Source organism: Streptomyces sp. NPDC005070, from assembly GCF_053600395.1.
In genome coordinates this window covers 1-25,524 of sequence record NZ_JBSFZS010000010.1, presented here as the reverse complement: position 1 = coordinate 25,524, position 25,524 = coordinate 1, and the positions used below count along the sequence as shown (strand labels likewise).

24 protein-coding genes are annotated in these 25,524 nt (G+C 71.8%); 22 read left to right on the top strand and 2 right to left on the bottom strand.

The window, feature by feature from the left end; genetic code table 11:
* The first annotated feature begins 488 nt into the window (after window positions 1-488).
* Window positions 489-2,591 (top strand): elongation factor G, encoded by a 2,103-nt coding sequence (gene fusA, locus ACWEBX_RS05710; protein ID WP_451883640.1) that lies wholly within the window; start codon window positions 489-491, stop codon window positions 2,589-2,591.
* Between the two features lie 87 nt (window positions 2,592-2,678).
* Here fusA and ACWEBX_RS05705 read toward each other — a convergent pair whose 3' ends face one another.
* Window positions 2,679-3,083: a cupin domain-containing protein gene (locus ACWEBX_RS05705; protein ID WP_451883639.1), complete on the bottom strand. Its 405-nt coding sequence runs from the start codon at window positions 3,081-3,083 to the stop codon at window positions 2,679-2,681.
* 233 nt (window positions 3,084-3,316) lie between these two features.
* Between ACWEBX_RS05705 and ACWEBX_RS05700 the strand changes: the two genes are divergently transcribed.
* From ACWEBX_RS05700 to ACWEBX_RS05645, 12 genes are all read left to right on the top strand, one after another.
* Complete coding sequence (locus tag ACWEBX_RS05700; protein ID WP_451883690.1) at window positions 3,317-3,877, top strand: carboxymuconolactone decarboxylase family protein; 561 nt, start codon at window positions 3,317-3,319, stop codon at window positions 3,875-3,877.
* Window positions 3,878-3,915: 38 nt separating this feature from the next.
* Entirely contained in the window at window positions 3,916-5,451 is a 1,536-nt protein-coding gene (locus ACWEBX_RS05695) for a sugar ABC transporter ATP-binding protein (RefSeq protein WP_451883638.1), read from the top strand.
* On the top strand, window positions 5,448-6,461 hold the full coding sequence (locus ACWEBX_RS05690; protein ID WP_451883637.1) for an ABC transporter permease: 1,014 nt from the start codon (window positions 5,448-5,450) through the stop codon (window positions 6,459-6,461). Before ACWEBX_RS05695 ends, ACWEBX_RS05690 begins: the two co-directional genes overlap by 4 nt.
* A 109-nt stretch (window positions 6,462-6,570) precedes the next feature.
* Window positions 6,571-7,536, top strand: a complete 966-nt coding sequence (locus ACWEBX_RS05685) for a sugar ABC transporter substrate-binding protein (protein ID WP_451883636.1) — start codon at window positions 6,571-6,573, stop codon at window positions 7,534-7,536.
* Between the two features lie 228 nt (window positions 7,537-7,764).
* A complete protein-coding gene (locus ACWEBX_RS05680) occupies window positions 7,765-8,676 on the top strand; it encodes a LysR family transcriptional regulator (protein WP_451883635.1) in 912 nt (303 codons plus the stop codon).
* A gap of 152 nt (window positions 8,677-8,828) precedes the next feature.
* Window positions 8,829-9,749 carry a VOC family protein gene (locus ACWEBX_RS05675; RefSeq protein ID WP_451883634.1) on the top strand — a complete coding sequence of 307 codons (921 nt, stop codon included), beginning with the start codon at window positions 8,829-8,831 and terminating at the stop codon, window positions 9,747-9,749.
* An 87-nt stretch (window positions 9,750-9,836) separates the two neighbouring features.
* The gene (locus ACWEBX_RS05670; protein WP_451883633.1) at window positions 9,837-11,285 is read left to right on the top strand and encodes an NAD-dependent succinate-semialdehyde dehydrogenase; all 1,449 of its coding nucleotides are present in this window, start codon (window positions 9,837-9,839) and stop codon (window positions 11,283-11,285) included.
* A 5-nt stretch (window positions 11,286-11,290) separates the two neighbouring features.
* On the top strand, window positions 11,291-12,091 hold the full coding sequence (locus ACWEBX_RS05665; protein ID WP_451883632.1) for a fumarylacetoacetate hydrolase family protein: 801 nt from the start codon (window positions 11,291-11,293) through the stop codon (window positions 12,089-12,091).
* Window positions 12,088-12,459: a VOC family protein gene (locus tag ACWEBX_RS05660; RefSeq protein ID WP_451883631.1), complete on the top strand. Its 372-nt coding sequence runs from the start codon at window positions 12,088-12,090 to the stop codon at window positions 12,457-12,459. The genes ACWEBX_RS05665 and ACWEBX_RS05660 overlap by 4 nt, the downstream gene beginning before the upstream one ends.
* Window positions 12,460-12,511: 52 nt before the next feature.
* Complete coding sequence (locus tag ACWEBX_RS05655) at window positions 12,512-13,294, top strand: alpha/beta fold hydrolase (RefSeq protein ID WP_451883630.1); 783 nt, start codon at window positions 12,512-12,514, stop codon at window positions 13,292-13,294.
* On the top strand, window positions 13,291-13,851 hold the full coding sequence (locus tag ACWEBX_RS05650) for a GlcG/HbpS family heme-binding protein (protein ID WP_451883629.1): 561 nt from the start codon (window positions 13,291-13,293) through the stop codon (window positions 13,849-13,851). Before ACWEBX_RS05655 ends, ACWEBX_RS05650 begins: the two co-directional genes overlap by 4 nt.
* A gap of 3 nt (window positions 13,852-13,854) precedes the next feature.
* Window positions 13,855-14,877, top strand: a complete 1,023-nt coding sequence (locus ACWEBX_RS05645) for a methionine synthase II (cobalamin-independent)-like protein (RefSeq protein WP_451883628.1) — start codon at window positions 13,855-13,857, stop codon at window positions 14,875-14,877.
* A 69-nt stretch (window positions 14,878-14,946) separates the two neighbouring features.
* On the opposite strand, the gene ACWEBX_RS05640 is transcribed toward ACWEBX_RS05645, so the two are convergent.
* Window positions 14,947-15,234, bottom strand: a complete 288-nt coding sequence (locus tag ACWEBX_RS05640; RefSeq protein ID WP_451883627.1) for a putative quinol monooxygenase — start codon at window positions 15,232-15,234, stop codon at window positions 14,947-14,949.
* Between the two features lie 207 nt (window positions 15,235-15,441).
* Here ACWEBX_RS05640 and ACWEBX_RS05635 point away from each other — a divergent pair, with 207 nt between their 5' ends.
* The 9 genes from ACWEBX_RS05635 to ACWEBX_RS05595 form a co-directional block, all read left to right on the top strand.
* Window positions 15,442-16,890, top strand: a complete 1,449-nt coding sequence (locus ACWEBX_RS05635) for an aldehyde dehydrogenase family protein (protein WP_451883626.1) — start codon at window positions 15,442-15,444, stop codon at window positions 16,888-16,890.
* Window positions 16,891-16,922: 32 nt separating this feature from the next.
* Complete coding sequence (gene lhgO / locus ACWEBX_RS05630) at window positions 16,923-18,134, top strand: L-2-hydroxyglutarate oxidase (protein ID WP_451883625.1); 1,212 nt, start codon at window positions 16,923-16,925, stop codon at window positions 18,132-18,134.
* A 131-nt stretch (window positions 18,135-18,265) separates the two neighbouring features.
* The gene (locus ACWEBX_RS05625) at window positions 18,266-19,126 is read left to right on the top strand and encodes an amidohydrolase family protein (RefSeq protein WP_451883624.1); all 861 of its coding nucleotides are present in this window, start codon (window positions 18,266-18,268) and stop codon (window positions 19,124-19,126) included.
* A 14-nt stretch (window positions 19,127-19,140) separates the two neighbouring features.
* On the top strand, window positions 19,141-20,874 hold the full coding sequence (locus ACWEBX_RS05620) for a thiamine pyrophosphate-dependent enzyme (RefSeq protein ID WP_451883623.1): 1,734 nt from the start codon (window positions 19,141-19,143) through the stop codon (window positions 20,872-20,874).
* A 20-nt stretch (window positions 20,875-20,894) separates the two neighbouring features.
* Window positions 20,895-21,968, top strand: coding sequence for an Ldh family oxidoreductase (locus ACWEBX_RS05615; RefSeq protein WP_451883622.1), 1,074 nt, complete (start codon window positions 20,895-20,897; stop codon window positions 21,966-21,968).
* A 317-nt stretch (window positions 21,969-22,285) separates the two neighbouring features.
* Complete coding sequence (locus ACWEBX_RS05610; RefSeq protein ID WP_451883621.1) at window positions 22,286-22,936, top strand: GntR family transcriptional regulator; 651 nt, start codon at window positions 22,286-22,288, stop codon at window positions 22,934-22,936.
* A gap of 75 nt (window positions 22,937-23,011) precedes the next feature.
* A complete protein-coding gene (locus tag ACWEBX_RS05605) occupies window positions 23,012-23,800 on the top strand; it encodes a PIG-L deacetylase family protein (RefSeq protein ID WP_451883620.1) in 789 nt (262 codons plus the stop codon).
* On the top strand, window positions 23,797-24,507 hold the full coding sequence (locus ACWEBX_RS05600) for a 4-carboxy-4-hydroxy-2-oxoadipate aldolase/oxaloacetate decarboxylase (protein ID WP_451883619.1): 711 nt from the start codon (window positions 23,797-23,799) through the stop codon (window positions 24,505-24,507). The genes ACWEBX_RS05605 and ACWEBX_RS05600 overlap by 4 nt, the downstream gene beginning before the upstream one ends.
* Before the next feature lie 73 nt (window positions 24,508-24,580).
* Window positions 24,581-25,524: 4-oxalomesaconate tautomerase (locus tag ACWEBX_RS05595; protein ID WP_451883618.1), on the top strand; the 944-nt coding region annotated here is incomplete at its 3' end.

Genomic DNA, 25,524 nt, shown 5'->3' with positions numbered 1-25,524 from the left:
GGCGGATCCGGCCAGAGGTGGAGCCGCGACCGCCCGGGGCACAGCACGGCCCGGTGCCGAGCCCCGGCCCGTCGGGCCGGGGCTCGGGAAACGGGCGCCGAGCCCCGGCCCGCCGGATCGGTCACGGAAAACCCGGTGCCGAGCCCCGGCCCCGTTCCCTACACTCGCCAGGGAATCGCACACCACCGCTCGAGGTGCCGTGTGCGCCGTGACGAACGAGGGGAGCCGGGCCGTGCGTTACCGCACCGCTGTCGTCGTCCCCCCGTCACAGTACGAGGTGATCCTCGTGTCCTCGTGGGCCCGGTACCGGCTGCGCGGCCGGAACCGGACGCCCGCGACGACTCACTGACCTCCGCCCGTACGGCGGCGACCGCATGCCCGGTCGCCGTGCGCCGTGCCCGCCGGAAGTCCGCCACCGCCTGATCCCAGGCGTGTCGTCCGGGAATTCGCGCCGACCCGTTTCCGGATCGTCCGAAAGGCCCTCGGCCGTGCGTACCGACCTGCACCGTCACCTCACCGACCCCGTCACCGGCCCCCTCGCCGTCGTCCGCAACCTGGGCATCCTCGCCCACGTCGACGCCGGGAAGACCACCGTGACCGAACGGATCCTCTATCTCACCGGCACCATCCACAAACGGGGCGAGGTCCACGACGGCACCACCGTCACCGACTTCGACCCGCAGGAGCGCGACCGCGGCATCACCATCTTCGCCGCGGCCGTCACCTGCGCCTGGGACGGCCACCGGATCAACCTGCTCGACACCCCGGGCCACGTCGACTTCTCCGACGAGGTGGAGCGCTCGCTCCGCGTCCTCGACGGTGCCGTCGCGGTGTTCGACGCCGTGGCGGGCGTCGAGCCGCAGAGCGAGTCGGTGTGGCGGCGGGCCGACCGGCACGGCGTCCCGCGGATCGCCTTCGTGAACAAGCTGGACCGCGCGGGCGCCGACCTGGACACCGCAGTCGACTCGATCCGCGAACGGCTCCATCCGGCGCCGCTGGTCGTCCAGTTGCCGATCGGAACGGAGGACGCGTTCATCGGGGTGGTCGATCTGCTGCGCATGCGTGCCCTCGTATGGGCCGACGGTGCCGAGTCCGCCGAGGAGATCCCGGTGCCGCAGGACCTGCTGGAGGAAGCCCGGCGCCGGCGCCGGCTCCTGGAGGAGGCGGTGGCGGAACTCCATCCGGCGGCCCTGGAGGAGTTCTGCGCCCGCTCCACCCTCTCGGCGCGGACCCTGTCGTCCGCGCTGCGCGACCTGACCCACAGCGGTGAGGGCGTCGTGGTGCTGTGCGGCTCGGCCTACCGCAACCGCGGTGTCGAACCGCTGCTGGACGCCATGGTGGCCTACCTGCCCTCGCCGCTCGACGTGCCCGCCGTCCGCGGCACGCACGACGGCGCGGAGCGGGAACGGGCGGCGGACCCGGCGGCACCGTTCGCGGGCCTGGTGTTCAAGGTGAACGCCACCGCGACCGGACGGATGACGTACCTGCGTGTCTACTCGGGCACGGTGGAGAAGGGACAGACGGTGCTGGACGCCGGCACGGGACGCACCGAGCGGATCGCCCGCATCCTGCGCGTACGGGCCGACCGCCACGCGGAGCTGGAGCGCGCGGTGGCCGGTGACATCGTCGCCGTGATCGGGCCGAAGTCCGCCCGGGCCGGGGCGACCCTGTGCGCCCCCGGGGCACCGCTGCTCCTCGAACCGCCGGTCGTTGCCGATCCGGTGGTGTCCGTGGCGGTCGAGGCACGCAGGAGCACCGAGACCGACCGGCTGGTGTCGGCTCTGGCGCGGCTGGCCGAGGAGGACCCCTCGCTGGTCGTCCGCACCGACCCCGAGACCGGGCAGACGGTGCTGTCGGGCATGGGAGAACTGCATCTGGAGGTGGCGGTGGAGAAGATCAGGCGCGCCCACGGGCTCGACGTCGCCGTCGGGCGGCCGAGGGTGGCCTACCGCGAGACGGTGGCCCGCGGGGTGTCGGGTCTGGTGTACCGGCATGTCAAACAGGACGGCGGCGCCGGGCAGTTCGCCCATGTCGTCCTCGACGTGGAGCCGCTGGGGACGGACCCCGGCGGTGCCGGGGAGACGGTGACGGGCTTCGTCTTCCGCTCGACGGTCGTCGGCGGCCGGGTGCCGCAGGAGTACGTCCGAGCCGTGGAGGCGGGCTGCCGGGACGCGCTCGCCGAGGGTCCCCTCGGCGGTCACCCGGTGACCGGACTGCGGGTCACCCTGACCGACGGGGCGACCCACGCGAAGGACTCCTCGGAGATGGCGTTCCGCGCGGCCGGCCGGTTCGGGCTGCGTGAGGCGCTGCGCGCCAGTGCGATGGTCCTGCTGGAGCCGGTGGCCGAGGTCACCGTCACCGTGCCCGGGGAAGCCGTGGGCGGAGTGCTCGGCGACCTCGCGGCCCGGCGCGGCAGGGTCTCGGGCTCGCTCACCCGCGGGAGCACGGCGGTGATCACCGCCACCGTGCCGCTGGCCGAACTCTTCGGCTACGCGACCCGGTTGCGCAGCCGGACCCAGGGCCGGGGCGTGTTCACCACGCGTCCCGCCGGCCTCGCCCCGGCCCCCGCCCAAGGAGCGCCCGCCCGGTGACCCCGAGCGGTCCCGCTCCTGAGGACGCCCGCTGAGGACGGCCCTTGAAGACGGCCCCGCCCCGAGAAGGGCGGGGCCGTCCTCGCGTCAGCCCATCTGGTCCTCGTCCGAGAGGTGTTCGACCGTCTTCCCGGTCGCGGTGAAGGTGCGCGTCACATGGCCCGAGGAGTAGACCCACAGGATGCGCAGCGGGCCCTCGCCGATGTTCCTGAAGAGATGGGGGACGGGGGAGGGGACGTACGTGGTGTCGAACCGCCTCAGCTTCGTCACCTCGCCGTCGACGACCACCTCCGCCTCCCCCTCCAGGATCGTCACGTGCTCGTCGCAGTTGTGGGAGTGCAAAGGCGCTCCGGAGCCGACCGGGTAGACGCTCATGCCACTGGTGATGCGGTTCTCCCCGCCCGCCGAGCGGGTGGTGATGAGCGGCGTCGTCACGACGGCGCCGCCCCGGTCCAGCAGGGGCACGGACGCGGCTTCGATGATCGTGGTCATCCGGATTTCCTCTCCCGTCGACGGTGATGCGTCGACCGACGTTAGGGCGCGTCCCCGCGAACGGGTGCCGTCCGGCGTGCAGTTTTACCTTGCATTCCGGGAAGGGTGAGCTTCCCGCACCCGGCTGTACCGTCGGCTGGCATCGCACGGCATCCCCGTACGTGCCGGAAACACGCCGGAAAGAAAAGGCAGGTAGCAGCCACATGAGGCTCCCCGTTCTGACCGATGAGGACATGGAACCGCGCCAGCGGGAACTGGCCGCCCGCATCGCCGGCCGGCGCGGCGCCGTCCGCGGTCCCTTCCGGGTCTGGCTGCACAGCCCGGAGATGTGCGAGCGCGCCGAATCCCTCGGCGCCTTCGCCCGGTTCGACTGCAGTCTGCCCGAGCACCTGCGCGAACTCACCCTGCTGATGGCCGCCCGGAACTGGGACGCGCAGTACTCCTGGAACGCGCACGTGGACCGGGCGATCGAGGCGGGTGTCCCCGAGGCCGCCGTCAAGGCCGTCGCCGAGAAGCGCGAAGCTGTCTTCGACGACGAGGCCGACCAGACCTTCTACCAGTTCTGCCGGGAGGTCCTCGAAGACCACTTCGTCCGCGACGAGACCTTCGCCCGGGCGCTCGGCCACTTCGGCCCCAAGGGCCTGGTGGACACGATCGGCGCGCTCGGGAACTTCACCATGCTCGGGATGTGCCTGAACACCTTCCAGGTGGACCTCCAGGCCGACCGCGAGCCCCCGTTCCCCGACATCCGCGGCTACGGGCGTCCCGGCCACGACGAGGGACCGCGGCCGTGACCACCCTCACGGACCGGGACGCGCAAGGAGGCGCCGCCGTGACCCCAAGGACCCCGACGACGACGGCCGGCGGCGCCGGGACCGCCCGCGGACCCGTGCTCCGCGTCCGCGGTGTCACCAAGAGTTTCGGCGGCGCCGCCGCGCTCACGGACGTCGACCTCGACCTGTACCCCGGCGAGGTCCACGCGCTGATGGGCATGAACGGCGCCGGGAAGTCGACGCTGGTGCAGATCCTCTCCGGGGTGCACCAGGCAGACTCCGGCACCGTCGAGGTCGACGGACACACCCAGCACGCACTGACCGTCCGCAGGGCCCGACGGCTCGGCATCGCCTCGGTCCCCCAGCGCCGCGAACTGGCGATGGGCCTGAGCGTCGCGGAGAACGTCATGCTCGGCGACCTGCCCACCCAGCGCGGCGCGGTGCACTGGGGGACGCTCAAGTCCGAGGCCGCGCGGGCCCTTTCGGGGCTCGGCATCGACATCGACGTGGAGCGGACCGCGGGTTCGCTGAGCGTCGCCGAGCAGACCATGGTCGAGGTGGCCCGCGAGGTACGCCGCGGCGGCCGGATCCTCGTCCTCGACGAGCCGACCGCCTGTCTGAGCGCGGAAGCGGCCCAGCAGATAAGGGAGTTGGTGCGGGCCCTGCGCGACGACGGTGTCGCCGTCGTCTACATCTCGCACTACATCGACGAGGTGATGGCCGTCGCGGACCGCCTCACCGTGCTCCGCGACGGAGCCGTGGTGCGCAGCGCGCCGGCCGCCGAGCTCGACCCGGACACGCTGGTGCGCGCCATGGTCGGCCGGGACGTCGTCTCGCGGCGCTCCGAACGCCCCGCCCCCAAGGACGAGATCGGCCTCGCGGTCCGCGCGCTCAGCGACGGCAGGGCCGTCCGGGGCCTCGATGTCGAGGTGCGCAGGGGCGAGATCGTCGCGGTCCTCGGACCGGCCGGCGACGCGCAGTCCCGTCTCTTCGACCTGCTCTCCGGCCGCCGCCGCCCGGACTCCGGCGAACTCCTCGTCGACGGCGCCCCGGTGCCGTTCGGCCGGGTGCGGGCCTCGCTCGCCGGCGGACTGCGCTGCGTCACGGGCGACCGACGGGCCCTCGGACTGGTCCCGGGGATGTCCCTGGACGAGAACCTGATGCTCGCCGGCGACCGCTTCGCCCGCAGACGACTGCACCGCCGAGGCGAACTCGCCCGTCGCGCGCGGCCGTTGCGGCGCAGCTACGGAGTCGTCTCGCTCACCGGCAACCCGCCCGTGAGCGCGCTGTCCGGCGGCAACCAGCAGAAAGTGCTGCTCGCCAAGTGGCTGCAGACCGAGCCGGTCGCCTGCTTCCTCGAAGACCCCACGAACGGCGTGGACATCGCCGCCATGGCCGACATCCACACCCTGATCGACGACCTCGCCTCGCGCGGCGCCGCCGTGCTGCTCGCCTCCTCGTCCGCCGAGGAGGTCATGCGGCTCGCCGACCGCGTGATCGTCGTCAGCGCGGGCCGCCCGGTCGCCGAGCACGACATCACCGCCATCACCCGCGACGAACTCGTCGCCACCGCACTCGGAGGTCAGCCCCAGTGAGCGTCAAGACACTTCCCGATGCCCCGGGGATCGCGGACCCGCACGGCCGGAGGCGGCCGGGGAACCGGCTCGGTGCTCTGCGCCGCGCCCCGCACACCGGCCTGACCGCCGTCCTGGTCGTCGTGGTGGTGGCCACCGTGCTGCGGACCGATGCGTTCGCCACCGACACGAACGTGATCAACATCCTGCGGCAGGTGAGCGTCACCGCCGTGATCGCCGCCGGCCTGACGCTGCTCATGACCGCGGGCGGCATGGACTTCTCCATGGGCAGCAATGTCTCCGTCACGACCGCGCTCGGCGCGCAGTTGCTGTCGCACGGCCATTCCACCGTCTTCACCGTGGTCGCCACGATCGCTCTCGCCACGGTGATCGGCCTGGTGAACGGGCTCGTCGTGACGTTCACCAACGTCGCCCCCTTCGTCGTCACCCTGGCCACGGCCACCCTGCTCGACGGTGTCGCACTGCTCGTCCTCGACAGCGTCAGCGTCTCCATCGGCACCCGGATGTTCTCGCTGGGCAACGACAAGATCCTCGGCATCCCCTACCTGCTCGTCCTCGCCGTCCTGGTCCTGGTCGCGACGGCCCTGGTCATGCGTTTCACCGTGTTCGGCCGCGACGCCTACGCCATCGGCGGCAACGAGCACGTGGCCAGGCTCAGCGGCATCAACGTCACCGCGCGCAAGCTCACGCTGTACGCCCTCACCGGCGCCCTGTCCGGTCTGGCCGGTCTGATGCTGCTGTCCCGGCTCGGCTCCAGCAGTCCCGGCACGGGTGGACTCTCCCTTCAGCTCACCGCCGTGGCCGCGGTGGTCATCGGCGGTACCTCACTGGCCGGCGGCCACGGCACCGTGATCGGTACCGCGCTCGGCGTCGTGCTCCTCGGCGTCGTGGCCAACGCGCTGAACCTCCTTCAGGTCTCCAGCAACTACCAGCCGGTCTCCGTGGGCGGGGTCCTGCTCGTCGCGGCCGTCGCCAACGAATTCCACAAGGCCCGTTCCGCACGGAACTGACGCCGCCCCGCCCGCCTCACCAACTCCCGCATGACGCAGGCGATTTCCTTCTCCCGCTTTCCGAAGGCGATCCCCCCTGCCCTCTTCCCGTCACGAAAGGCGTACGACCATGAGACTTTCCGTCCGCTCCCGCCGCGCCCTGATCGCCGCGGCCGCCGGTACCACCCTGGTGCTGAGCGGCTGTGCCGAGGACGACAACACCGGTTCGGCCGGGGCGAGTTCCGGTTCGGTCACCCTCGGATTCGTCAACGGTGCCGACACCGCGTTCCACACGTGTCTGCAGAAGGCCGTCGAGCAGACGGCGAAGTCGGAAGGGGCCAAGGTCTACACGGCCAATTCCCACCAGAACGCCGGGACCGAACTGTCCAACATCGAGGACATGATCTCCCGCGATGTCGACGCCCTGATCGTGCAGACCGTCAACGTCGACTCGCTCGACGGCGACATAGCCAAGGCCAAGGCCTCCGGCATTCCGATCTACCTGACCTCGGTCGCCCCCAACGGAGCGAACGACATCCTCGGCGCGGCCGTCGTCGACCTCCAGAAGGTCGGCGCTCTGGACGCCGACTGGGTCGGCAAGGACGCCGACGGGAAGAACGTGAAGGTCGGTGTGGTCGCCGGCGCACCCGGTGCCGCCTCCGACCTGCTCGTGGGCGGGTTCACCAACGAACTGCCCGCCACCGCGAAAGTCGTCGCGAACCAGCCCGGCATGTTCAACCCGGTCAAGGCCCAGGAGGTCGCCGAGAACATGATCCAGGCGCACCCGGACCTGGACTACGCCTTCGTCGCCAACGAGGAGATGGGCTTCGCCGTCCGCAAGGCGTTCGACGCCGCCGGCGCGAAGGACGTCAAGATCGTGACCGTCAACGGCACCGACGAGGGGCTGGCCGCGGTGAAGGACGGCCGGTTCTCCGCCACCGTGGCCAACTCGGCCATGGTCATCGGCCAGACGGCGGTGAAGAGCGCCATCGGTCTGCTGGGCAAAGAAAAGGTTGACAAGATTGCCAACATTCCTCTTCTCTTGGTCACCAAGGACAACCTGACCAAGGCCCCGCAGTACTGCCCCACCACGTAGCGCCCGCCCGGTGAGCGGCGCCTTCCTCAGTGCGTCCCGAGCCGCCCGTCCCGTCGTCCCCGGAATGTCCTCGCGGAGCCGCCCGCAGGGGCATTCCGGACCGGCGCGGCACAGGCCCGCACCGCAGTGAGACCTGCCCCTCCGGGGAAGGACGTACCGCCCGCACACCCGAACACCGGCACCGCCGCCGGGGCCCACCCCTGGCAGTCGTGGGCCTCCGGAGGAAACATGGACCGCTTGCTCCTCATGCACAGCTTCGTCACCGTCGCACAGGTCGGCAGCTTCAACGGCGCCGCCAAGAAGCTGGGCTCCTCCGGCTCCCTGGTCTCACGCCATGTCGCCGAACTGGAACGGCAGGTGGGCGTCAGACTGGTCAACCGCACGGCCCGTTCCGTCAGCCTCACCGAACCCGGTCAGCGTTACGCCGACTTCGCCGCACGCATCCTGGAGGAGATCGAGGCAGAGGACGCAGGGATAGCCCAGCTCCACGACCGCGCCGAGGGCACGCTCAGCATCATCTGCCCCAAATGGATCGGGAGTCTGGATCTCGGTGACGCGATAGCGGCGTTCTCCGCCTCCCACCCGAAGATCCAGGTCCGCTTCGAACTGGGAGGCATGTCCGACCGGACCTACGACTTCCTCGACAGCGGATTCGACGTGGCCTTCCACACCCGGGATCTCAGGGACTCCAGCGTCCGTCTCAAGAAGATCGCCTCACTGCCGTTCGTCCTGTGCGCCTCCGAGAAGTACCTCGAACGCGGCGGACCGCTCACCGAGCCGAACGAGATCGCCGCCCACGAGTGCCTCGTGCACGTCAACGACCCGGTGTGGCGCATCGGCCACGGCCACGCCTCCACCCTGCACAAGATCCGCAACGTCGCCTTCTCGTCGAACTCCTACATCGCCCTGCAGAAGGCCGCTGTGCACGGGCGCGGGATCGCCCTGCTGCCCCAGCGTCCGGCGTACGACGATCTCATCTCGGGCGCCCTCCAGGTCCTGCTGCCCGAACTCGCGGTCCCCGACCGCCCCTTGTACGCGATCTACGGCCCCGGGCAGGGCACTCCGCGCAAGGTCAGCGTATTCCTGGATTTCCTCACCGCGTGGTTCTCCCAGAATCCCATTCCGGCGATCCGTTCCTAGGAACCCGCCTGCGCGGAGCTGTCCGGACAGACCTGTCCGCACGGCAATTCCCCGGCCGCAAGAAACGATTGCGCATTCCGTCGAGCCCGGACCGTTGAGCCGCCGGAGCCCGAAACCTACGCTCACCAGGCGACCCGCGAAACGAGGAACCCATGGGAATCCAGAGAATCGAATCGGTCACCTACGGCATCGACGACCTCGGCGAATGCGTCCGGTTCTTCGACGACTTCGGGCTCTTCCCGCTGGAACGGACCGACGAGCACGCCGTGTTCGAGACCCGCACCGGCCAGACCCTCCACCTCGACACCGCACCGGGCACCCTGCTACCGCCCCCGGTGGAGGACGGACCCACCCTGCGGGAAGTGGTCTGGGGCGTCGACACCCCCCAGGAGCTGGAGCGCCTGGTCGCCGCGGCCGGCCGCGACCGCCCGGTCCGGCAGGACGCCGCCAGGGTGTTCCACACCGTGGACGAGACGGGCTTCGGGGCCGCTCTGACCCTCGCCCGGCCCCGGCCCGCCGACGTCACCCCCCGGCCCGCCAACGCGCTGGGCAGCGTCACCCGCTGGAACACCGCGCTGGAACCGATCACCCGCGTCCACCCGCTGCGCATGTGCCATGTGGCGCTCAACATCCCCAAGGAGGGCCGCGAGGAGGCTGTCGCCTTCTACGTCGACCGCCTCGGCTTCCGGCCGACCGACGTCGTCGAACCCATGGGCGTCTTCATGAAGGCGCCGGGCGACGACGACCAGCACACCATGCTGCTCTGCCACCGCCCCGACAAAGCGGGCGTCAACCACATCGCCTACGAGGTCCCCGGCTTCGACGACGTCGTCGAGGGCGGCAACCACATGATCGACCGGGGCTGGCGCGAGGCCCGCAGACTCGGCCGCCACACGGTCGGCTCCAACGTCTTCCGCTTCGTGCACGCGCCCTGCGGCGGACGCGTCGAGTACGCCGCCGACATGGACCGGGTCGACGACTCGTACGAGACCCGCGTCCACGCCACCACCCCGCCCCACCACATCTGGGCCCTGCGCGCCAACCGCGACCAGCAGGACGCCTCCGCCTCCTGACCGGCGCCCAGCCTCCCGCCCCACCCCCCGGCCTCCGCGCCGCGGGCTCCCACCGTCTCGTCCGCCGGCCTGAGAGGGCTCCCACCCATGACCACCGACCACGGCTATCCCGCCGTCCGCCTGCACATAGCGGGGCAATGGTGCCCGGGCGGCACCGGACGCACCGCCCCGATCGTCAACCCGGCCACCGAAGAGGTGATCGGAGAGGTCCCCCTCGCCACCACCGCCGACCTCGACCGCGCACTCGACGCCGCCGCACGGGGATTCAGGACCTGGCGCGACACCCCCGTCGCCCGGCGCACCGCGATCCTGCACACCGCCGCCGACCTGCTCACCGAGCGGGCCGCCGAGGTCGGCCGGATCATGACCCTCGAACAGGGCAAGCCCCTCGCCGAGGCCACCGGAGAGGCCCGCCGCGTCGCCGACACCCTGCGCTGGCACGCCGACGACGCCCGCCGCGCCTACGGCCGCATCATCCCCTCCGCCCCGGGCACCCTGCTGTCCGTTCGCCGTGAACCGATCGGCCCCGTCGCCGCGTTCGTCCCCTGGAACTTCCCGGCCGGCGGACCCATGCGCAAGATCTCCTCGGCCCTCGCCGCGGGCTGCTCCATCGTCATCAAGGCCTCCGAGGAGACCCCGGCCACGGCCGCCGCCCTCGTCGGCTGCTTCGTGGACGCCGGACTGCCGGACGGCGTCCTCAACCTCGTCTTCGGCGAACCGGCCGAGGTGTCGGCCCACCTGATCGCCTCGCCCGTCGTCCGTCTCGTCGCCTTCACCGGCTCGGTCCCCGTCGGCAAACTCCTGGCCGCCGCGGCGGGCGAGGTCATGAAGCCGTCCCTGATGGAACTGGGCGGCCACGCCCCGGTGATCGTGTGCGCGGACGCCGACCCCGCCCGAGCCGCCCGCCGCGCCGCCCAGGCCAAATTCGCCAACGCCGGCCAGGTCTGCACCTCGCCGAGCCGCTTCCTCGTCCACGAGAGCCTCGTCGACGACTTCACCGCCGAATTCGTGAAGGCGGCCGAGGCGGTCGTCGTCGGCGACGGCCTGGCCGAGGGCACCACCATGGGCCCCCTCGCCAACGAACGCCGGCTCCGGGCGGTGGAACGCCTGACCGCCGACGCCGTACGCCGTGGGGCCACCGTCCGCACCGGCGGCGAACGCCTGGACCGAGCCGGCTACTTCTTCGCGCCGACCGTCCTCACCGACGTGGCCCCCGAGGCGGACCTGCTGCGCGAGGAGCCGTTCGGGCCGCTCGCGCCCATCAGCGCGTTCGGCGACCTCGACGACGCGCTGCGCACCGCGAACGAACTGCCCTACGGCCTCGCCGCGTACGCCTTCACCCGGTCCGCGGCCACCGCCGAACACCTGGTGCGCGAACTGGAGGCGGGCATCCTCTCGATCAACCACTGCGGCGGCTCGGTCAGCGAGGCACCCTCCGGCGGTGTCAAGGAGAGCGGCTACGGCAGGGAGGGCGGACCCGAGGCACTGGACGCCTACCTGATCACCAAGCGCGTCTCCCACCTCCTGGCGGGCTGAACAGCATGAGGTACACCCGCGTGTCGGCAGGCGGCCGGGCGGTGTGGGGCCGCGTGGGGGAGGAGGACATCGAGCTGCTGTCCGGGTCCCCCCTGAAGTCCATGGACCGGCGGACGTACGCCGACGACCCCGGCGTTACCGTCATCGGCACCGTGCCCAGGGCCGAGGCCGTCTGGCTGCCGGCCGTCGTCCCGCCCGTGTTCTACGCCGTCGGCCTGAACTACCCACGCCACATCGCGCACTGCGGGGCCGAGGTCCCCGTACGCCCCGAAGTCGGCTACCGGGCCAACAGCGCCCTGACCGGCCACGGATCGCCCATCGTCAAACCGGCCGACGTGTCCGGCCGGTTCGAGGCCGAACCCGAACTCGTCGCCGTCATCGGCCGGACGCTGCGCCACGCCAGCTACGAGGAGGCCCGCGCCTCGGTCTTCGGCTGGACGATCGGCAACGACGTCAGCGCCCGCGACTGGCAGCACCGGGACCGCACGTTCTGGCGCAGCAAGAACAGCGACACGTTCAAGCCGATGGGCCCCTGGATCGAGACGGACGTCGACGCGCTCGCGCAGACGACCCGGCTCCGGGTCAACGGCGAGGAACGGGCCGCGTTCCCGACCGGCGACATGGTCTTCGACCCCTTCGACTACATCGTCGAGATCACCCGGCACATCACCATGCGCCCCGGCGACGTGCTGTGGATGGGCGCCGAGTCGACCTGCCGGATCGAGCCCGGGGACACCGTCGACATCGAGATCAGCGGCATCGGCGTGCTCTCCAACCCCGTACATCCAGAAGGGAATCCCGCATGAGCAAGGCCCCCCTCTACATCCACCACGTCAACTTCCCCACCACCGACCCCGACCGCACCGCCGAGTGGTACACGAAGGTCTTCGGGATGAAGCGCATCATGCCCAGGTCCAACACCCGGGTCGTCCTGATGACCCGCGGCAACTTCGACCTCCATTTCACCCCGGTCGAGGAGATGGAGCGCATGGCGCCCTACCACTTCGCCGTCGAGGTCGAGGACTGGGACGAGTTCCTGGCTCACCTGAAGGAGCTGGGCATCCGGCACACCCGTCCGATCGAACGCCCCGAGAACCAGTCCAAGTTCTGCTACATCCACGACCCCGACCACACCATGATCGAGCTGGTCTTCCACGGCAGGCGCCCCAACTGAGCGCGCGCGGCCAGGATTCCCCTCCCCCCCGTACCTCCAGGAGTTCTCTCCCATGCCTTTCGCCGACTCCGACGGCACCTCCCTCTACTACGAACGTCACGGCAGCGGTCCGGTGATCCTCTTCGTGCACGGCAGCGGCGGCAACCACGCCGCCTGGTGGCAGCAAGTGGCCGCTCTGCGCGAGGAGTTCACCGTCGTCACCATGGACCTGCGCGGTTTCGGCAAGTCCGACTCCTCGATGCCGGAATTCGACGGCCAGGACTTCCCCGGCGACGTCCTCGCCGTCCTGGAGGCCGAGGACCTCACCGATGTGATGCTGGTGGGCCAGTCCATCGGCTCGGTGGCCGCCCTGCGCGCCGGCCTGCTGCGCCCCGACCGGGTCGGGGCCGTCGTCCTCGGCCACTCCCTCGGCGGCATCAGCCACCCCGAACTGCGCGAACTGGCCGCGGCGGACCGCGCCGAGGCCGTCAAGCTCCCCGTCGTCGACCGGCTGCTCACCCGGCGCTTCCAGCGGGAGCACGCCGACCGCACGTTCCTCTTCCAGCAGATGGGCACCTTCAACGTCGCCAGGATGGCCGACCTGCGCAATCTCGACACCGACGGCCCCTCGCTGCGGGACATCGAGGAGTCGGGCGTCGAGATCGCCTTCCTCCTCGGGGAGAAGGACGCGGTGCTCAGCGTGAAGACCGTGACCCGCGCCCACGAACTGCTCCCGGCCTCCCGGCTGGAGATCGTCCCCGACGCCCCGCACTCCATGTACTGGGAGACGCCGGGCCCCTACAACCAGGCCGTCGCCCACCTGCGCCGCACCCTCGGACGGAAGGAAGCCGCATGACCAGCCTCACCCTCGACGCCGCCGAGGAGATCGTCGCCGCCGCGCTGAAGCGGGCCCAGGCGCTCGGGAAAGCGGTGAGTGTCGCCGTGGTGGACGCGGGCGGCTTCGTCGTCAGCGTCCGCCGCTGTGACGGCGCCCGCCCCCTCACCCCGGACATCGCCCGCGCGAAGGCGTACACCGCGGCCGTCATGCAGCGTCCCGGCAAGATGCTGAAGAAATGGCAGGAGAGCCAGCCGGTGTTCTTCGCGCAGCTCTCCCAACTGCCGGGCGCCGCCCTGCCCATCATGGCCACCGAGGGCAGCGTCACCATCAAGAGGGACGGCGAGATCATCGGTGGACTCGGCATCGCGGGCGGCACCGCGGACGAGGACCAGCAGGTCGCCGACGAGGTCCTCGCATCCCTCGGCTACGAACTGGAGTTCGCGGCCTGGGGCGTCGCGGGCACGGCGGCCGGCGACGGCGAGAAGACCCGGAAGACCGAGGACACGGGGACGGCGCCGAACACCGACAGCGCCGAGACGGCACGGAACGCCGAGAACACCGAGAAGGGTGCCTGAGCCATGGCGGACACGTTCAACTACCGCATCGACCACCACGGCAGCCTGGTCCGCCCGGCCGGCCTCACCAACCCGGGCGACGACCCCGCGGCACTGGACGACGCGGTCAGGGAGGCGGTCGCCCTCCAGCGCAAGGTGCGCTCCACCGTCGTCACGGACGGCGGCTTCCCGTACGAGGACTTCCGCGGTGCCGTCCTCGCCGCCGTGTCCGGCTTCCGCCGTACGGGGGACACCGGGCCCGACGGCCTGGCCCGCTGGGTGGCCGAGGCCCTGCCCAAGGCCGACGGCCCGCTGACGGCCGACCGGGCGGCCCGGCTCACCGAGCTGACGGTGATCGCGCCCAAGGTGTCCCTGCCCTCCCCGGCCTACCTCGCCGCCACCACCTTCGACCCCGCCCTCGCGGGCTCCGGCGGTCCGTCCTCGGCCCGCGAACTCGGCGAGGCCCTGGCGGAGATCGTCCACGCGGAGATCGAACGCCTCGTCTCCCGCGGCGTCCGGCTGATCCAGCTCGACAACCCCTTGCTGCTGGGCCACCTGGCGGCCGAGCCGGCCGCTCCCGGCGTGCTGGCCTTCGATGACGCGCTTGCCGTGGAGGCCCTCGCGGCACACCTGGACGAGCGTCCCGAGGGCGTACGGATCGGGGTCTGCCCCGGCTGGCGGGCACCGGACGCGGTGGACAGGGCCCGGGCCGAGCGGCTGTACGGCGAGGTCCCCGCCGACCGCTGGATCCTCCCGTACGACCGGGGGACGGCCGCCGAACTCGACCTGCTCAGGGCGCTGCCCGAGGACCGGGACGTGTGCCTCGGGGTCGTGGACGCGACCACCCCCGAACTGGAGGAGATCGACACGGTGCTGGCCCGGATCGACGCCGCCGCCGAGATCAAGGACATCGAGGACATGGCCCTCTCGCCGTCCCGCGGTTTCGCCGACGTCGCGACGCGACCGCTCCTCGGCGCCGAGGACCAGCGCCGCAAACTGGTCCGGGTGGAGACACTCGCCCGGTACTGCTGGGGCAACGAGTTCTGAGCCCGCGGCCGGGCCGGCCGGGAGCCACGGGGGCCTCCCGGCCGACGGCCGCACACCACGGCCGACGGTTCAGAGCGCCTCGGCGAACGTCACCGTGCGGTCCGTCAGCAGCGGCAGGACGACGCCCACGACGAACTCCGTGAAGTGGTCCGTCGTCCGGTGCGCGTCGAAGCCCGCGCGGTCCGTGTACCGCTCGTAGAGCACGAACGAGCCCGGCCGGTCCACCTCGGCGTGCACCTCGTAGGCGAGGTTCGCCGGTTCCGTGGGGGTCAGTTCGCGCATCCTCAGCAGCGCGGCGCGCACCGTGTCCGCGGCGGCCGGCGCGCAGCGGTAGTGGGCGACGACGGCGAAAGCCATGTGTTTCCTCCGGAGGGGCGGGCTGTCGGGTCCGCCGATTCCAGCACGAATCCCCTGATGAGCGACCCGTGCGGCGCGCAAGCAATGTGTGCCGCCGCGGGACTGGCCGACCCCGCCCCCGCTCGTGTGTTGTCGGTGCGGCCCCCAGGGCCGTCCCATCCGGTTGACCGCGGCCCCGCACCGCGGCGGACGAGAGAAGTGATCTTGATGCGAACCCTGGAAACCCTCATCGGCGGGGAGTGGGTGGCGACCGGCGCGTGGATCGACGTCCACGACCCCGCCGATCTGCGCGCCCCGGTGGCCCGCGTTCCCGCGCTGAGCGCCGCCGACGTCACCGAAGCCTACGACCACGCCGAACAGGGCTTCGCGGTCTGGAAGCGCACCAGCCCCTTCGAACGCGCCCGCATCATGACCGAGGCGGCCCGGCTGCTGCGCGAGCGCGTCGCCCGGATCGCCGAGGATCTGAGCACCGAGATGGGCAAGACCCGCGCCGAGGCGACCGGCGAGACCCTCAAGGCCGCCGACTTCCTTGACTACTACGCGGGCATCGCCCGCCAGGGCTACGGGACGCTCGTGCACGACGTACGCCCCGACACCCGTACCCACCACCAGCGCGAGCCCATCGGTGTCGTCCTCGCGATCACCCCCTGGAACGACCCGCTGATCACCCCGGCCCGCAAGCTCGCCCCCTGCCTCGCGGCGGGCGACGCGGCGATCCTCAAGCCGGCCACCGACACCCCGCAGGCCGCCCTGCACCTGGCCCGCGCCCTGCACGACGCGGGTCTGCCCGCCGGTGTCCTGGGCGTGGTCACCGGACGCGGCGCGGAGATCTCCGACGCGCTGCTCGGCGACCCGCGCCTCACCGCCGTCACCTTCACCGGCAGCAACGAGGTCGGCGAGGGACTGCGGGCCGCCCTCGCCCGCACGAACGTCCGCTTCCAGGGCGAACTCGGCGGCAAGAACGCCACCGTGGTCCTCGCCGACGCCGATCTGGGCGCCGCCGCCAGGGCCGTGGCCGCAGCCGGCTTCGCGCAGGCCGGACAGCGCTGCACGGCCACCAGCCGGGTGATCGTCGAGCGGCCGGTGTACGAGGAGTTCACCGCGCTGCTCCTCGCCGAGACCGCCGCCCTGCGGGTCGGACCGGGACTCGCCGCCGACACCACGATGGGTCCGCTGGTCGGCGCGAAGCAGCGGGACGGCGTCCTCGCCGACATCGAACGCGCCGTCAAGCAGGGCGCCACGGTCCTCGCGGGCGGGGACCGGCCCACGGACGAGGCGCTCGGCCACGGCTGCTACGTCAACCCGACCGTGCTCGGCGACGTGGCCCCGGAGTCCGACATCTGGCGCGATGAGGTGTTCGGCCCGGTCGTCGCGCTGCGCGCGGTGGACTCCTTCGACGAGGCGGTCGAGGCGGTCAACGACTCGGTCTTCGGCCTCGCCGCCGCCGTGTTCACCCGGGACCTGGGCGCCGCCCACCGGTTCGCGGACGAGGTGGAGTGCGGCCAGATAGCGGTGAACACCACCACCTCCGGCTGGGACGTCCACCACCCGTTCGGGGGCTTCCGCGACTCCGGCTCGCCGTTCAAGGAGCAGGGCGAGGACGGGCTGCGTTTCTACACCCGGGTCAAGACCGTCGCCCTCCACTTCGGTGTCTGACGGGGCCGTGGGCGACGAGAGGAGGGGAGCGGATGGCTGACGAGACGATCGCCGTCGTCGGCGCCGGAATCGTGGGTCTTGCCACGGCCCGAGAGATCGCGCTGCGCCGGCCCGGTACGCGTGTCGTGGTCCTGGACAAGGAGCACGAGGTCGCCGTCCATCAGACCGGCCACAACTCGGGCGTGGTGCACGCCGGTATCTACTACAGGCCCGGCACTCTGAAGGCCCGTCTGTGCACCAGGGGCATGGAGATGATCCGGGCGTACTGCCGGGACCGGGACCTGCCCTACGACGAGTGCGGCAAGCTCGTCGTCGCCGTCACGGACGACGAGGTGCCGCGTCTGGAGGCCCTGTACGCCACGTCCCTGGAGAACGGGGTGCCGGGCCTGCGCCGCGTCGGGGCCGGCGAGATCCACGAGATCGAGCCGTACGCCGTGGGCCGGGCGGCCCTGCACTCCCCGCGCACCGCCATCACCGACTACACCGCGATCGCCCGGTCGTTCGCCCGTGACGTCGTGGACTCCGGCGGCGAGGTGCGGCTCGGCTTCCCGGTCACCCGCGTCACCCGCCTCACCGGCGGCGGCATCGAGGTCGCCTCCGGCGACGAAACCCTGCGGGCCGACCGCCTGGTGCTCTGCGCGGGACTCCAGAGCGACATCGTCGCCCGGCTCGCCGACGACGGTGACGAGCCGCGCATCGTCCCCTTCCGCGGCGAGTACATGACCGTCACACCGAGCCGGGCGCACATGGTCCGCGGCCTCATCTACCCCGTGCCCGACCCGCGTTACCCCTTCCTCGGCGTGCACTTCACCCGCCGGGTGAACGGCGAGGTCGAGGTCGGCCCCAACGCCGTCCTCGCCCTGGCCCGCGAGGGCTACCGCCGTTCCGACATCGACGTCCGCGAACTCGCCCGCATCGCCCGCTTCCCCGGCATGTGGCGCCTGGCCAGGGAACACTGGCGCACCGGCGTCAAGGAGATACGCGGCTCGCTGTCGGTGGAGGCCTACATGAAGGCCGCCAGGGCGTACGTCCCCGCCATCCACGCCACCGACGTGGTGCGCGGCGGGGCCGGCGTACGCGCCCAGGCGCTCGGCAGGGACGGCTCGCTGGTGGACGACTTCGTCATCCACCGGACCGGTGGCGTCACCGCCGTACGCAACGCGCCCTCGCCCGCCGCGACCTCCTCGATGGCGATCGCGGAACACATCGCCGACACCGTCCTCGGCGATGCCCGCGCAACCTGAACATGCCCCGTGCGCAGGGCACTTCCGCGCAAGAACTGCTTGCGCTCCCAGCGCTCGGCAAAGACCTCCCGCCGACCTAGCGTTCCCTCCGCACCACCCCGGCACCCCTCCGCAGAGAAACGGCAGATGACATGTTCGTTGTCGACACCCAGATCCACATCTGGAAGGAAGAGACCCCGGACCGCCCCTGGGTCCCGGGCGCACGGGAGCGCATCCGCCTCAACGGACACCGCGAGGACCCGTTCTCGTACGAGGAGGCCCTCGAGCTGATGGACGAGGCGGGCGTCAACCGGGCGCTGATCCTGCCCCCGTCCTGGGAGGGCAACCGCATCGACTACGCCCTCGAGGCTTGCGAGGCCCACCCGGACCGCTTCGGCATCATGGCCCGCGTCCCCCAGGACGACGCCGTCGAGGGCACCGCGATGCTGAAGGACTTCGCCCGGAACCCGCACATCAAGGGGACCCGGCTCACCTTCCACCGCCCGCAGGACCGCAACTGGATGATCGACGGAACCAACGACTGGTACTGGCCGATCGCCGAGGAACTCGGCATCCCCACCATGGTCCACGCCCCGATCTGGAAGCGCGAGCTCGGCGAGATCGCCGCCAAGCACCCCGGACTGAAGATCATCATCGACCACATGGGCATCATGGCCCGCTGTGTGGACGACGCGATCGGCTACTGGGTCCAGGAGACCGCCGACCTGGCCGTCCACCCGAACATCTACGTCAAGGTCTCGGCGCTCCCCGGCTATTCGACGCAGCCCTTCCCGAACAAGAACATCGAGAAGTACGTGCGCGAGATGGTCGACAAGCTCGGCCCCCAGCGGTGCTTCTACGGCACCGACATCACCCGGCTGCTCGGTCACGGCATCACCTACACCGACACCCTCGAACAGTTCACCCAGCACTGGGAGTTCACGCCCGAGGAGCTGGAGTGGATCCTGGGCCGCGGCATCTCCGAGGTCCTCGACTGGCCGATCGAAGGCTGAGGGGCGCACCGGAGATGACGGACACCGAGAACACACCGGGTGCCGGCGGCGGGGACGGCGGTGAAGCGCTCGTATCGGCTTTCAACGCCGTCGGCGCCGACTACGTCTTCTGCTCGTCGGGGTCGGAATGGGCCCCGGTCTGGGAGTCCCTGGCCCGGCGCCACCGCGACGGCGAGCCCGCCCCGCGGTATCTGGACCTCACCCACGAGACGGTCGCGGTCGGCATGGCCACCGGCTACGGCCTCCTCGCCCGCCGCCCGCAGGCCGTGCTCCTGCACGCGGCGCCCGGTCTGCTGCAGGGCTCCATGGCGGTCCACGGCGCGCTGCTGGCCGGCGTCCCCATGGTGGTCGCCTCCTCGGAGTCGACGACCTACGGCGACGGACCCGGACAGGACCCCGGGGGTCAGTGGTACCGCAACCTGTCCGTCGTCGGCGGACCGCACGGCATCGCGCAGCCGTTCACCAAGTGGTCCAACGAGGCCGCGGGGGTGCACACGCTGCCCGCCATGGTCACGCGGGCGGCCGAGCTGGCCTGGCGGGCACCGGCCGGACCGGCCTACCTCAACATCCCGCTGGAGATCCTGCTGGAGGAGTGGGACGGCCGCGAGGCCAAGCCGGTCGTCCCACCGGGCTCGACCCACAGTTCCCCCGAAGAGGTGGACCTCGTCGCCGAGTTGATCCGCGACGCGGCCGTCCCGGTGATCGTCACCGAGACGGCCGGCCGCGAGGCGGGCGGCTTCGAGGCACTGCTCGCCTTCGCCGAGGCCTGGAACATCCCGGTCGTCGAACCCGACTCGGCCGTGTGCGGCAACTTCCCGCGCACGCACCCGCTCCACGCGGGCCCGGACATCGGCCCCTGGATGGACGAGGCCGACCTCATCCTCCTCGTCAACTGCCGTGCCCCCTTCTACCCACCCTCACGCCGTCCGTCCAAGGCGCGGATCGTGGTCGTCGACGAGGTCCCGCAACGTCCCCACGTCGCCTACCAAGTCCTCTTCGCCGACCGCTATCTGGAAGGAAACGTCGCCAACACCCTGCGCCAGCTCGCCAAGCGGGCGCACGCACGCCCCCTCGACCCGGAGGCGACGGCCGCCGTCACCGCGCGCCGGGCGGAGCACGAGGAGCGGCACGCGGACGAACAGGCCGCCATCGCCGCCGCCGAGGCGAAGGCGGCCCGGTCCGAGGGCGTCGACCCCGTCCACGTCGCCGCCACCCTGCGCGGGCTCCTGGAGGGCCGGGACGCGATCGTCGTCGACGAGACGATCACGCACAGCCGCGTCGTCAGACGCCATGTGCAGACGGCCGCCCCCGACTCGTACTTCTACGTCCAGGGCGGACTCGGCCAGGGCATGGCGGTCGCGCTCGGCGTCAAACTCGCCGCCCGCGAGCGGCCGGTGGTGCTGACGATCGGCGACGGCGCCTTCACGTACAACCCGGTCATCCCGTCGTACGACGCCTCGAACGCGTACGGACTGCCGCTGCTGATCGTGGTCTTCAACAACCGTGTCTACAAGTCGATGAACCTCAACCACCGCAGGTTCTACCCCGAGGGAGCGGCGGCCGAGACCGGCGAGTGGCTCGGCACCGATCTGCGCCGGCTGCCCCGGCTCGCGCGGTTCGCCGAACCGTTCGGCATGCACACCGAGACCGTAGACGCGCCGGACGCGCTCGCCCCCGCCCTGGAGCGCGCGCTCAAGGCGGTCGCGGAGGGCACCACCGCCGTCGTCGACGTCCTCGTCACCCGCTGATCCAGGAGGCACCCGCCACCATGACCGACACACCGACACCCCGGCCGGGCAAGGTACTCGTCCCTGCCGAGGAGCTCCGCGGCCTCGCCGCCGCGCTCCTGGAGAAGGGCGGCCTCAGCCCCGAACACGCCCGCACCACCGCCGACGTGTTCGTCTGGGCCGCGCTCCGGGGCATCGACTCCCACGGCACCGCGCGCGTCCCCGCCTATCTGGAACTGCTCGCCAAGGGCGTGGCCAACGCCCGTCCCGAGATCACCGTCGAGTCGGGCGGCACGGCCGTCGCCGTCCTCGACGCGGACCGCGCGCCCGGCCCGGTGGCCCTCACCGCTGCGGCCGAGGAGGCCGTCACCCGGGCCAGGGCGAGCGGAGTGGCGGCCGTCGGCGTACGACGCACCGTGCACACGGGGGCCATCGGCTACTACGTCTCGAAGATCGCCGAACAGGGCCTGATCGGCATCGCGTTCGTCGCCGGCATGCCCAACATGGGCTACACCGGGGTCAAGGGAGCGGCCGTCGCGACCAGCCCGCTCGCCGTCGCCGTACCGGCGAACAGCCATGCCCCGCTGCTCCTGGACATGGCCACCGCCACCATCGCCCTGGGCCGGATCAGGCAGGCCAGGGCGAACGGGACCGCGCTGCCCGAGGGCGCCGCCGCCACCGCGGACGGCACCCCCACCACCGATCCGGAGAAGGCGGTCATGCCGCTGCCGCTGGGCGGCGCCAAGGGGTCCGGAATGTCGCTCGCCTTCGAGTTGCTGACCAGCGTGCTCGTCGGCGCGCCCATCTTCGCCGCCTTCCATTCCGACGATCCCGCGGGCCGCAAGCACCGCCAGAACGCCCTGATCGTCGCGATCGACCCGGCGGCCTTCGGCGACGCCGGCGCCTTCACCGACGCCGTCGACGCCACGCTCGCCACGCTCAAGGCACTCACCCCGGCGGACGGAGCGCAGGACGTGTTCTACCCGGGGGAGCGCAGCGCCTCGGTCGCGGCGGTGCGCGCGGGGGAGGGGGTGCCGGTGGCGGCCAAGGTGTGGCGCGAACTGACCGAGAGCGCGGCCGCGTTCGGCATCACCGTGCCCGAGGTCCGGGGGTAGCTCCCCGACGCCGGTACCCCCGAGCGGCCCGGTGCGGCGGCAGACGGACAGTCTGCCGCCGCACCGGGCCGCCCTGGTGTCGGCGGCTGCCCCGGCGCGGGACGCGAACGAACCGGGTCCACGCGAAGGGGCAGCCGGGGTTCGGGGCGTCCTCCCCAAGGGGTGGCGGAGGGACCGACCTCCGGTTCCGCCGTTCACGACCGACCTCGGACCCGTGGGTTCCGCCGCGCCACGGTCGGCAACATGCCGAACAAAATTGTTGACAATCTTGTTGGTCTAGATTTACGTTCGACAGGCACTCACTCAGGGAGGGCGCAATGCAGAAGGAAGCCCGTCCAGGCACCGGCGAGCAGGCCAAGCAGCACGCTTTGGTGCAGCTGCGGCAGGCGATTCTGCGCGGAGAGATGGCACCGGCCCAGCGGCTGGTGGAGAACGAACTCGCCGAGCAGTTCGGTGTCACCCGGGCCAGCGCACGGGCGGCGCTGATCGAGCTGGAATCGGAGGGACTGGTCGAACGGATCCGCAACCGCGGATCGCGCGTCCGGGTGGTGACCGTGGAGGAAGCGGTCGCCATCACCGAGTGCCGTATGGCTCTCGAAGGGCTCTGCGCCGCCAAGGCGGCCGTCCTGGCGACCGACGACCAGCTCGCCGAGCTGGCCGATCTGGGCGCCGCGATGGTCAAGGCGGTCGGCGACGGCGAACCGGTCACCTATTCCGAGCTCAACCACGAAGTGCACGCCCGGATCAGGGAGTTCTCCGGCCAGCGGACGGCCGTCGAACTCCTGGAACGGCTCAACGCCCAACTGGTGCGTCACCGCTTCCAGTTGGCGCTGCGCCCGGGCCGGTCCCAGCAGTCCCTGAGTGAACACCTGGCCATGATCGAGGCGATCGCGGCCCGGGACCCGCAGGCGGCCGAAGCGGCCGTCCGCGCTCACCTCGGCAGTGTGATCCAAGCGCTGCGCCACTGACGCACCGCGCGGCGACGCGCGGTGCGACGGACAGCCGAGGCGGGCGCCCACCTGTCCACCAAGGAGATTGCTGCAATGACGCACGGCTACGCGCCCGCCGCCCCCGGCCCCTCGGCCCCGCCCGAGCCCGGGGGGCGCCCATCACGATCGACGCTGGTCGTCACCGCGCACGCCGGGGACTTCGTGTGGCGGGCGGGGGGCGCCATCGCCCTCGCCGCGTCCCGGGGGGAGAAGGTCACCATCGCGTGCCTGACCTTCGGCGAGCGCGGTGAGTCCGCCAAGGCCTGGCGCGAGGGCAAGAAGCTCGACGAGATCAAGGCGATACGCCGTGAGGAGGCGGAGAAGGCCGCCGCCACGCTCGGCGCCGCGGTCCGCTTCTTCGACGCCGGCGACTACCCGCTGACCGTCACGGCCGAACTCACCGACCGGTTGGTGACGGTCTACCGCGAGACCCAGCCCGACGTCGTGCTCACCCACCCGGCCGAGGACCCGTACAACGGCGACCACCCCGCCGCCCACCGCATGGCGCTGGAGGCCCGGGTCCTCGCCCAGGCCATCGGCTACCCCGGCGAGGGGGAGATCATCGGCGCCCCGCCCGTCTTCTACTTCGAGCCCCACCAGCCCGAGATGAGCGGCTTCCGGCCCGAAGTCCTCCTCGACATCACCGAGGTGTGGGAGACCAAGCGCAAGGCGATGGAATGCCTCGGCGCCCAGCAGCACCTGTGGGACTACTACACCGACCTCGCCGTACGCCGCGGCGTCCAGCTCAAGCGCAACGCCGGCCCCAACCTGGGCCTGGCCCACAAGACCCTGGCCGAGGCGTTCATGCGTCCCTACCCGCAGATCGCGAAGGAGCTGGCATGAGCGGCGTGATCGTCACCGGCCCGCCCAAGGCGGACGCGAAGGACGTCGAGGCGATCGCGGGATACGGCACCGCCACCGTGCACGAGGCGATGGGCCGCACCGGACTCCTCGGCACCGGGCTGCGCCCCGTCCAGCAGGGCGTCCGCGCCGCGGGCACCGCGGTCACCGTGCTGTCGTGGCCCGGCGACAACCTCATGATCCACGCCGCCGTGGAGCAGTGCGGCGAGGGCGACATCCTGGTCGTCACCACCACCTCCCCCTCCACCGACGGCATGTTCGGCGAACTGTTCGCCACGGCCCTCCACCGGCGCGGCGTGCGCGGTCTGGTCATCAACGCCGGCATCCGGGACACCGCCGAACTGCGCGAGATGGGCTTCGCCGCCTGGTCCGCCGCCGTCAGCCCGCAGGGCACCGTGAAGGCGACCGGTGGCTCCGTGAACGTACCCGTGGCCATCGGCGGCCAGATCGTCCGGCCCGGCGACGTGATCCTCGCCGACGACGACGGCGTGGTGTGCGTGCCACGCGAGGACGCCCGCGAGGTCGCCGAGGCCTCCGCGGCCCGCGAGCGCAAGGAGGCGCTGGCCCGCGCCGCCTTCCTCGACGGCGAACTCGGCCTGGACCGCTACGGGTTGCGCGAGACCCTGGAGCGCCTGGGCGTGACCTACACCTCCTGGGACGACTACCTGCGGGACGGAGCCGCGCCATGAACGGGCCCCGCCTCCGGCGCGGAGCCGGGAGCAGCGCCATGGGCGGGACCGGCTTCCGCACCGGAGACGTGCCGTGAGCGGCCCCGAGGAGGTGCGCTGCATGCTGCTGCGCGGCGGCACGTCCAAGGGTGCCTACTTCCTCGCCGCGGACCTGCCCGCGACCCCCGCCGCACGCGACGGCCTGCTGCTGCGCGTGATGGGCAGCCCCGACCCGCGCCAGATCGACGGTCTGGGCGGCGCCCACCCGCTGACCAGCAAGGTGGCCGTGGTCTCGGTCTCCGCCGACCCGGCCGCGGACGTCGACTATCTCTTCCTCCAAGTCGCCGTGGACGGGGTGGAGGTGTCGGACCGTCAGAACTGCGGCAACATCCTCGCCGGGATCGGCCCGTTCGCCGTCGAACGCGGACTGGTCGAGCCGGGGGAGGGCCGTACGTCGGTCCGCATCCGCATGGTCAACTCCGGGGACCTCGCGCTCGCGACCTTCCCCACCGAGGACGGACGCGTGGTCTACGAGGGCGACGCCCAGATCTCCGGAGTGCCCGGGACCGCGGCGCCCGTGGTGATCGAATTCCCGCGGGGGAGCGCCCCGTTGCTGCCCACCGGCCACGCCCGGGACCTCGTCGCGGACATCCCCGTGACGTGCGTCGACAACGGCATGCCGACCGTCCTGATCGCCGCGTCCTCGCTGGGCGTCACCGGGTACGAGACCCCGGAGGACCTGGAGGGGGACCGGGCCCTGGCCGGCCGGCTCCGCGGGATCCGGCTGGAGGCGGGCAGGCTGATGGGGCTCGGTGACGTCGAGAGCGCCACCGTGCCCAAGCTGACCCTGCTCGCCCCGCCGCGCGCGGGCGGAGCCGTCACGACCCGCACCTTCATTCCGGTGCGCTGCCACACCTCCATCGGCGTCCTCGGCGCGGCGAGCGTCGCCGCCGGGCTGCGCGTGGAGGGCGGCGTCGGACACTCCGTAGCGCGCCTGCCCGACCGGGGCGACCGGCTGCGTATCGAACATCCCACCGG

Bases quoted from the DNA above. Each gene is read 5' to 3' on its own strand.
- ACWEBX_RS05705 (WP_451883639.1), bottom strand. From the start codon at position 3,083: ATGACCACGATCATCGAAGCCGCGTCCGTGCCCCTGCTGGACCGGGGC.
- ACWEBX_RS05700 (WP_451883690.1), top strand. From the start codon at position 3,317: ATGGAACCGCGCCAGCGGGAACTGGCCGCCCGCATCGCCGGCCGGCGC.
- ACWEBX_RS05685 (WP_451883636.1), top strand. From the start codon at position 6,571: ATGAGACTTTCCGTCCGCTCCCGCCGCGCCCTGATCGCCGCGGCCGCC.
- ACWEBX_RS05680 (WP_451883635.1), top strand. From the start codon at position 7,765: ATGGACCGCTTGCTCCTCATGCACAGCTTCGTCACCGTCGCACAGGTC.
- ACWEBX_RS05675 (WP_451883634.1), top strand. From the start codon at position 8,829: ATGGGAATCCAGAGAATCGAATCGGTCACCTACGGCATCGACGACCTC.
- ACWEBX_RS05670 (WP_451883633.1), top strand. From the start codon at position 9,837: ATGACCACCGACCACGGCTATCCCGCCGTCCGCCTGCACATAGCGGGG.
- ACWEBX_RS05665 (WP_451883632.1), top strand. From the start codon at position 11,291: ATGAGGTACACCCGCGTGTCGGCAGGCGGCCGGGCGGTGTGGGGCCGC.
- ACWEBX_RS05660 (WP_451883631.1), top strand. From the start codon at position 12,088: ATGAGCAAGGCCCCCCTCTACATCCACCACGTCAACTTCCCCACCACC.
- ACWEBX_RS05655 (WP_451883630.1), top strand. From the start codon at position 12,512: ATGCCTTTCGCCGACTCCGACGGCACCTCCCTCTACTACGAACGTCAC.
- ACWEBX_RS05650 (WP_451883629.1), top strand. From the start codon at position 13,291: ATGACCAGCCTCACCCTCGACGCCGCCGAGGAGATCGTCGCCGCCGCG.
- ACWEBX_RS05645 (WP_451883628.1), top strand. From the start codon at position 13,855: ATGGCGGACACGTTCAACTACCGCATCGACCACCACGGCAGCCTGGTC.
- ACWEBX_RS05640 (WP_451883627.1), bottom strand. From the start codon at position 15,234: ATGGCTTTCGCCGTCGTCGCCCACTACCGCTGCGCGCCGGCCGCCGCG.
- ACWEBX_RS05635 (WP_451883626.1), top strand. From the start codon at position 15,442: ATGCGAACCCTGGAAACCCTCATCGGCGGGGAGTGGGTGGCGACCGGC.
- lhgO (WP_451883625.1), top strand. From the start codon at position 16,923: ATGGCTGACGAGACGATCGCCGTCGTCGGCGCCGGAATCGTGGGTCTT.
- ACWEBX_RS05625 (WP_451883624.1), top strand. From the start codon at position 18,266: ATGTTCGTTGTCGACACCCAGATCCACATCTGGAAGGAAGAGACCCCG.
- ACWEBX_RS05620 (WP_451883623.1), top strand. From the start codon at position 19,141: ATGACGGACACCGAGAACACACCGGGTGCCGGCGGCGGGGACGGCGGT.
- ACWEBX_RS05615 (WP_451883622.1), top strand. From the start codon at position 20,895: ATGACCGACACACCGACACCCCGGCCGGGCAAGGTACTCGTCCCTGCC.
- ACWEBX_RS05610 (WP_451883621.1), top strand. From the start codon at position 22,286: ATGCAGAAGGAAGCCCGTCCAGGCACCGGCGAGCAGGCCAAGCAGCAC.
- ACWEBX_RS05605 (WP_451883620.1), top strand. From the start codon at position 23,012: ATGACGCACGGCTACGCGCCCGCCGCCCCCGGCCCCTCGGCCCCGCCC.
- ACWEBX_RS05600 (WP_451883619.1), top strand. From the start codon at position 23,797: ATGAGCGGCGTGATCGTCACCGGCCCGCCCAAGGCGGACGCGAAGGAC.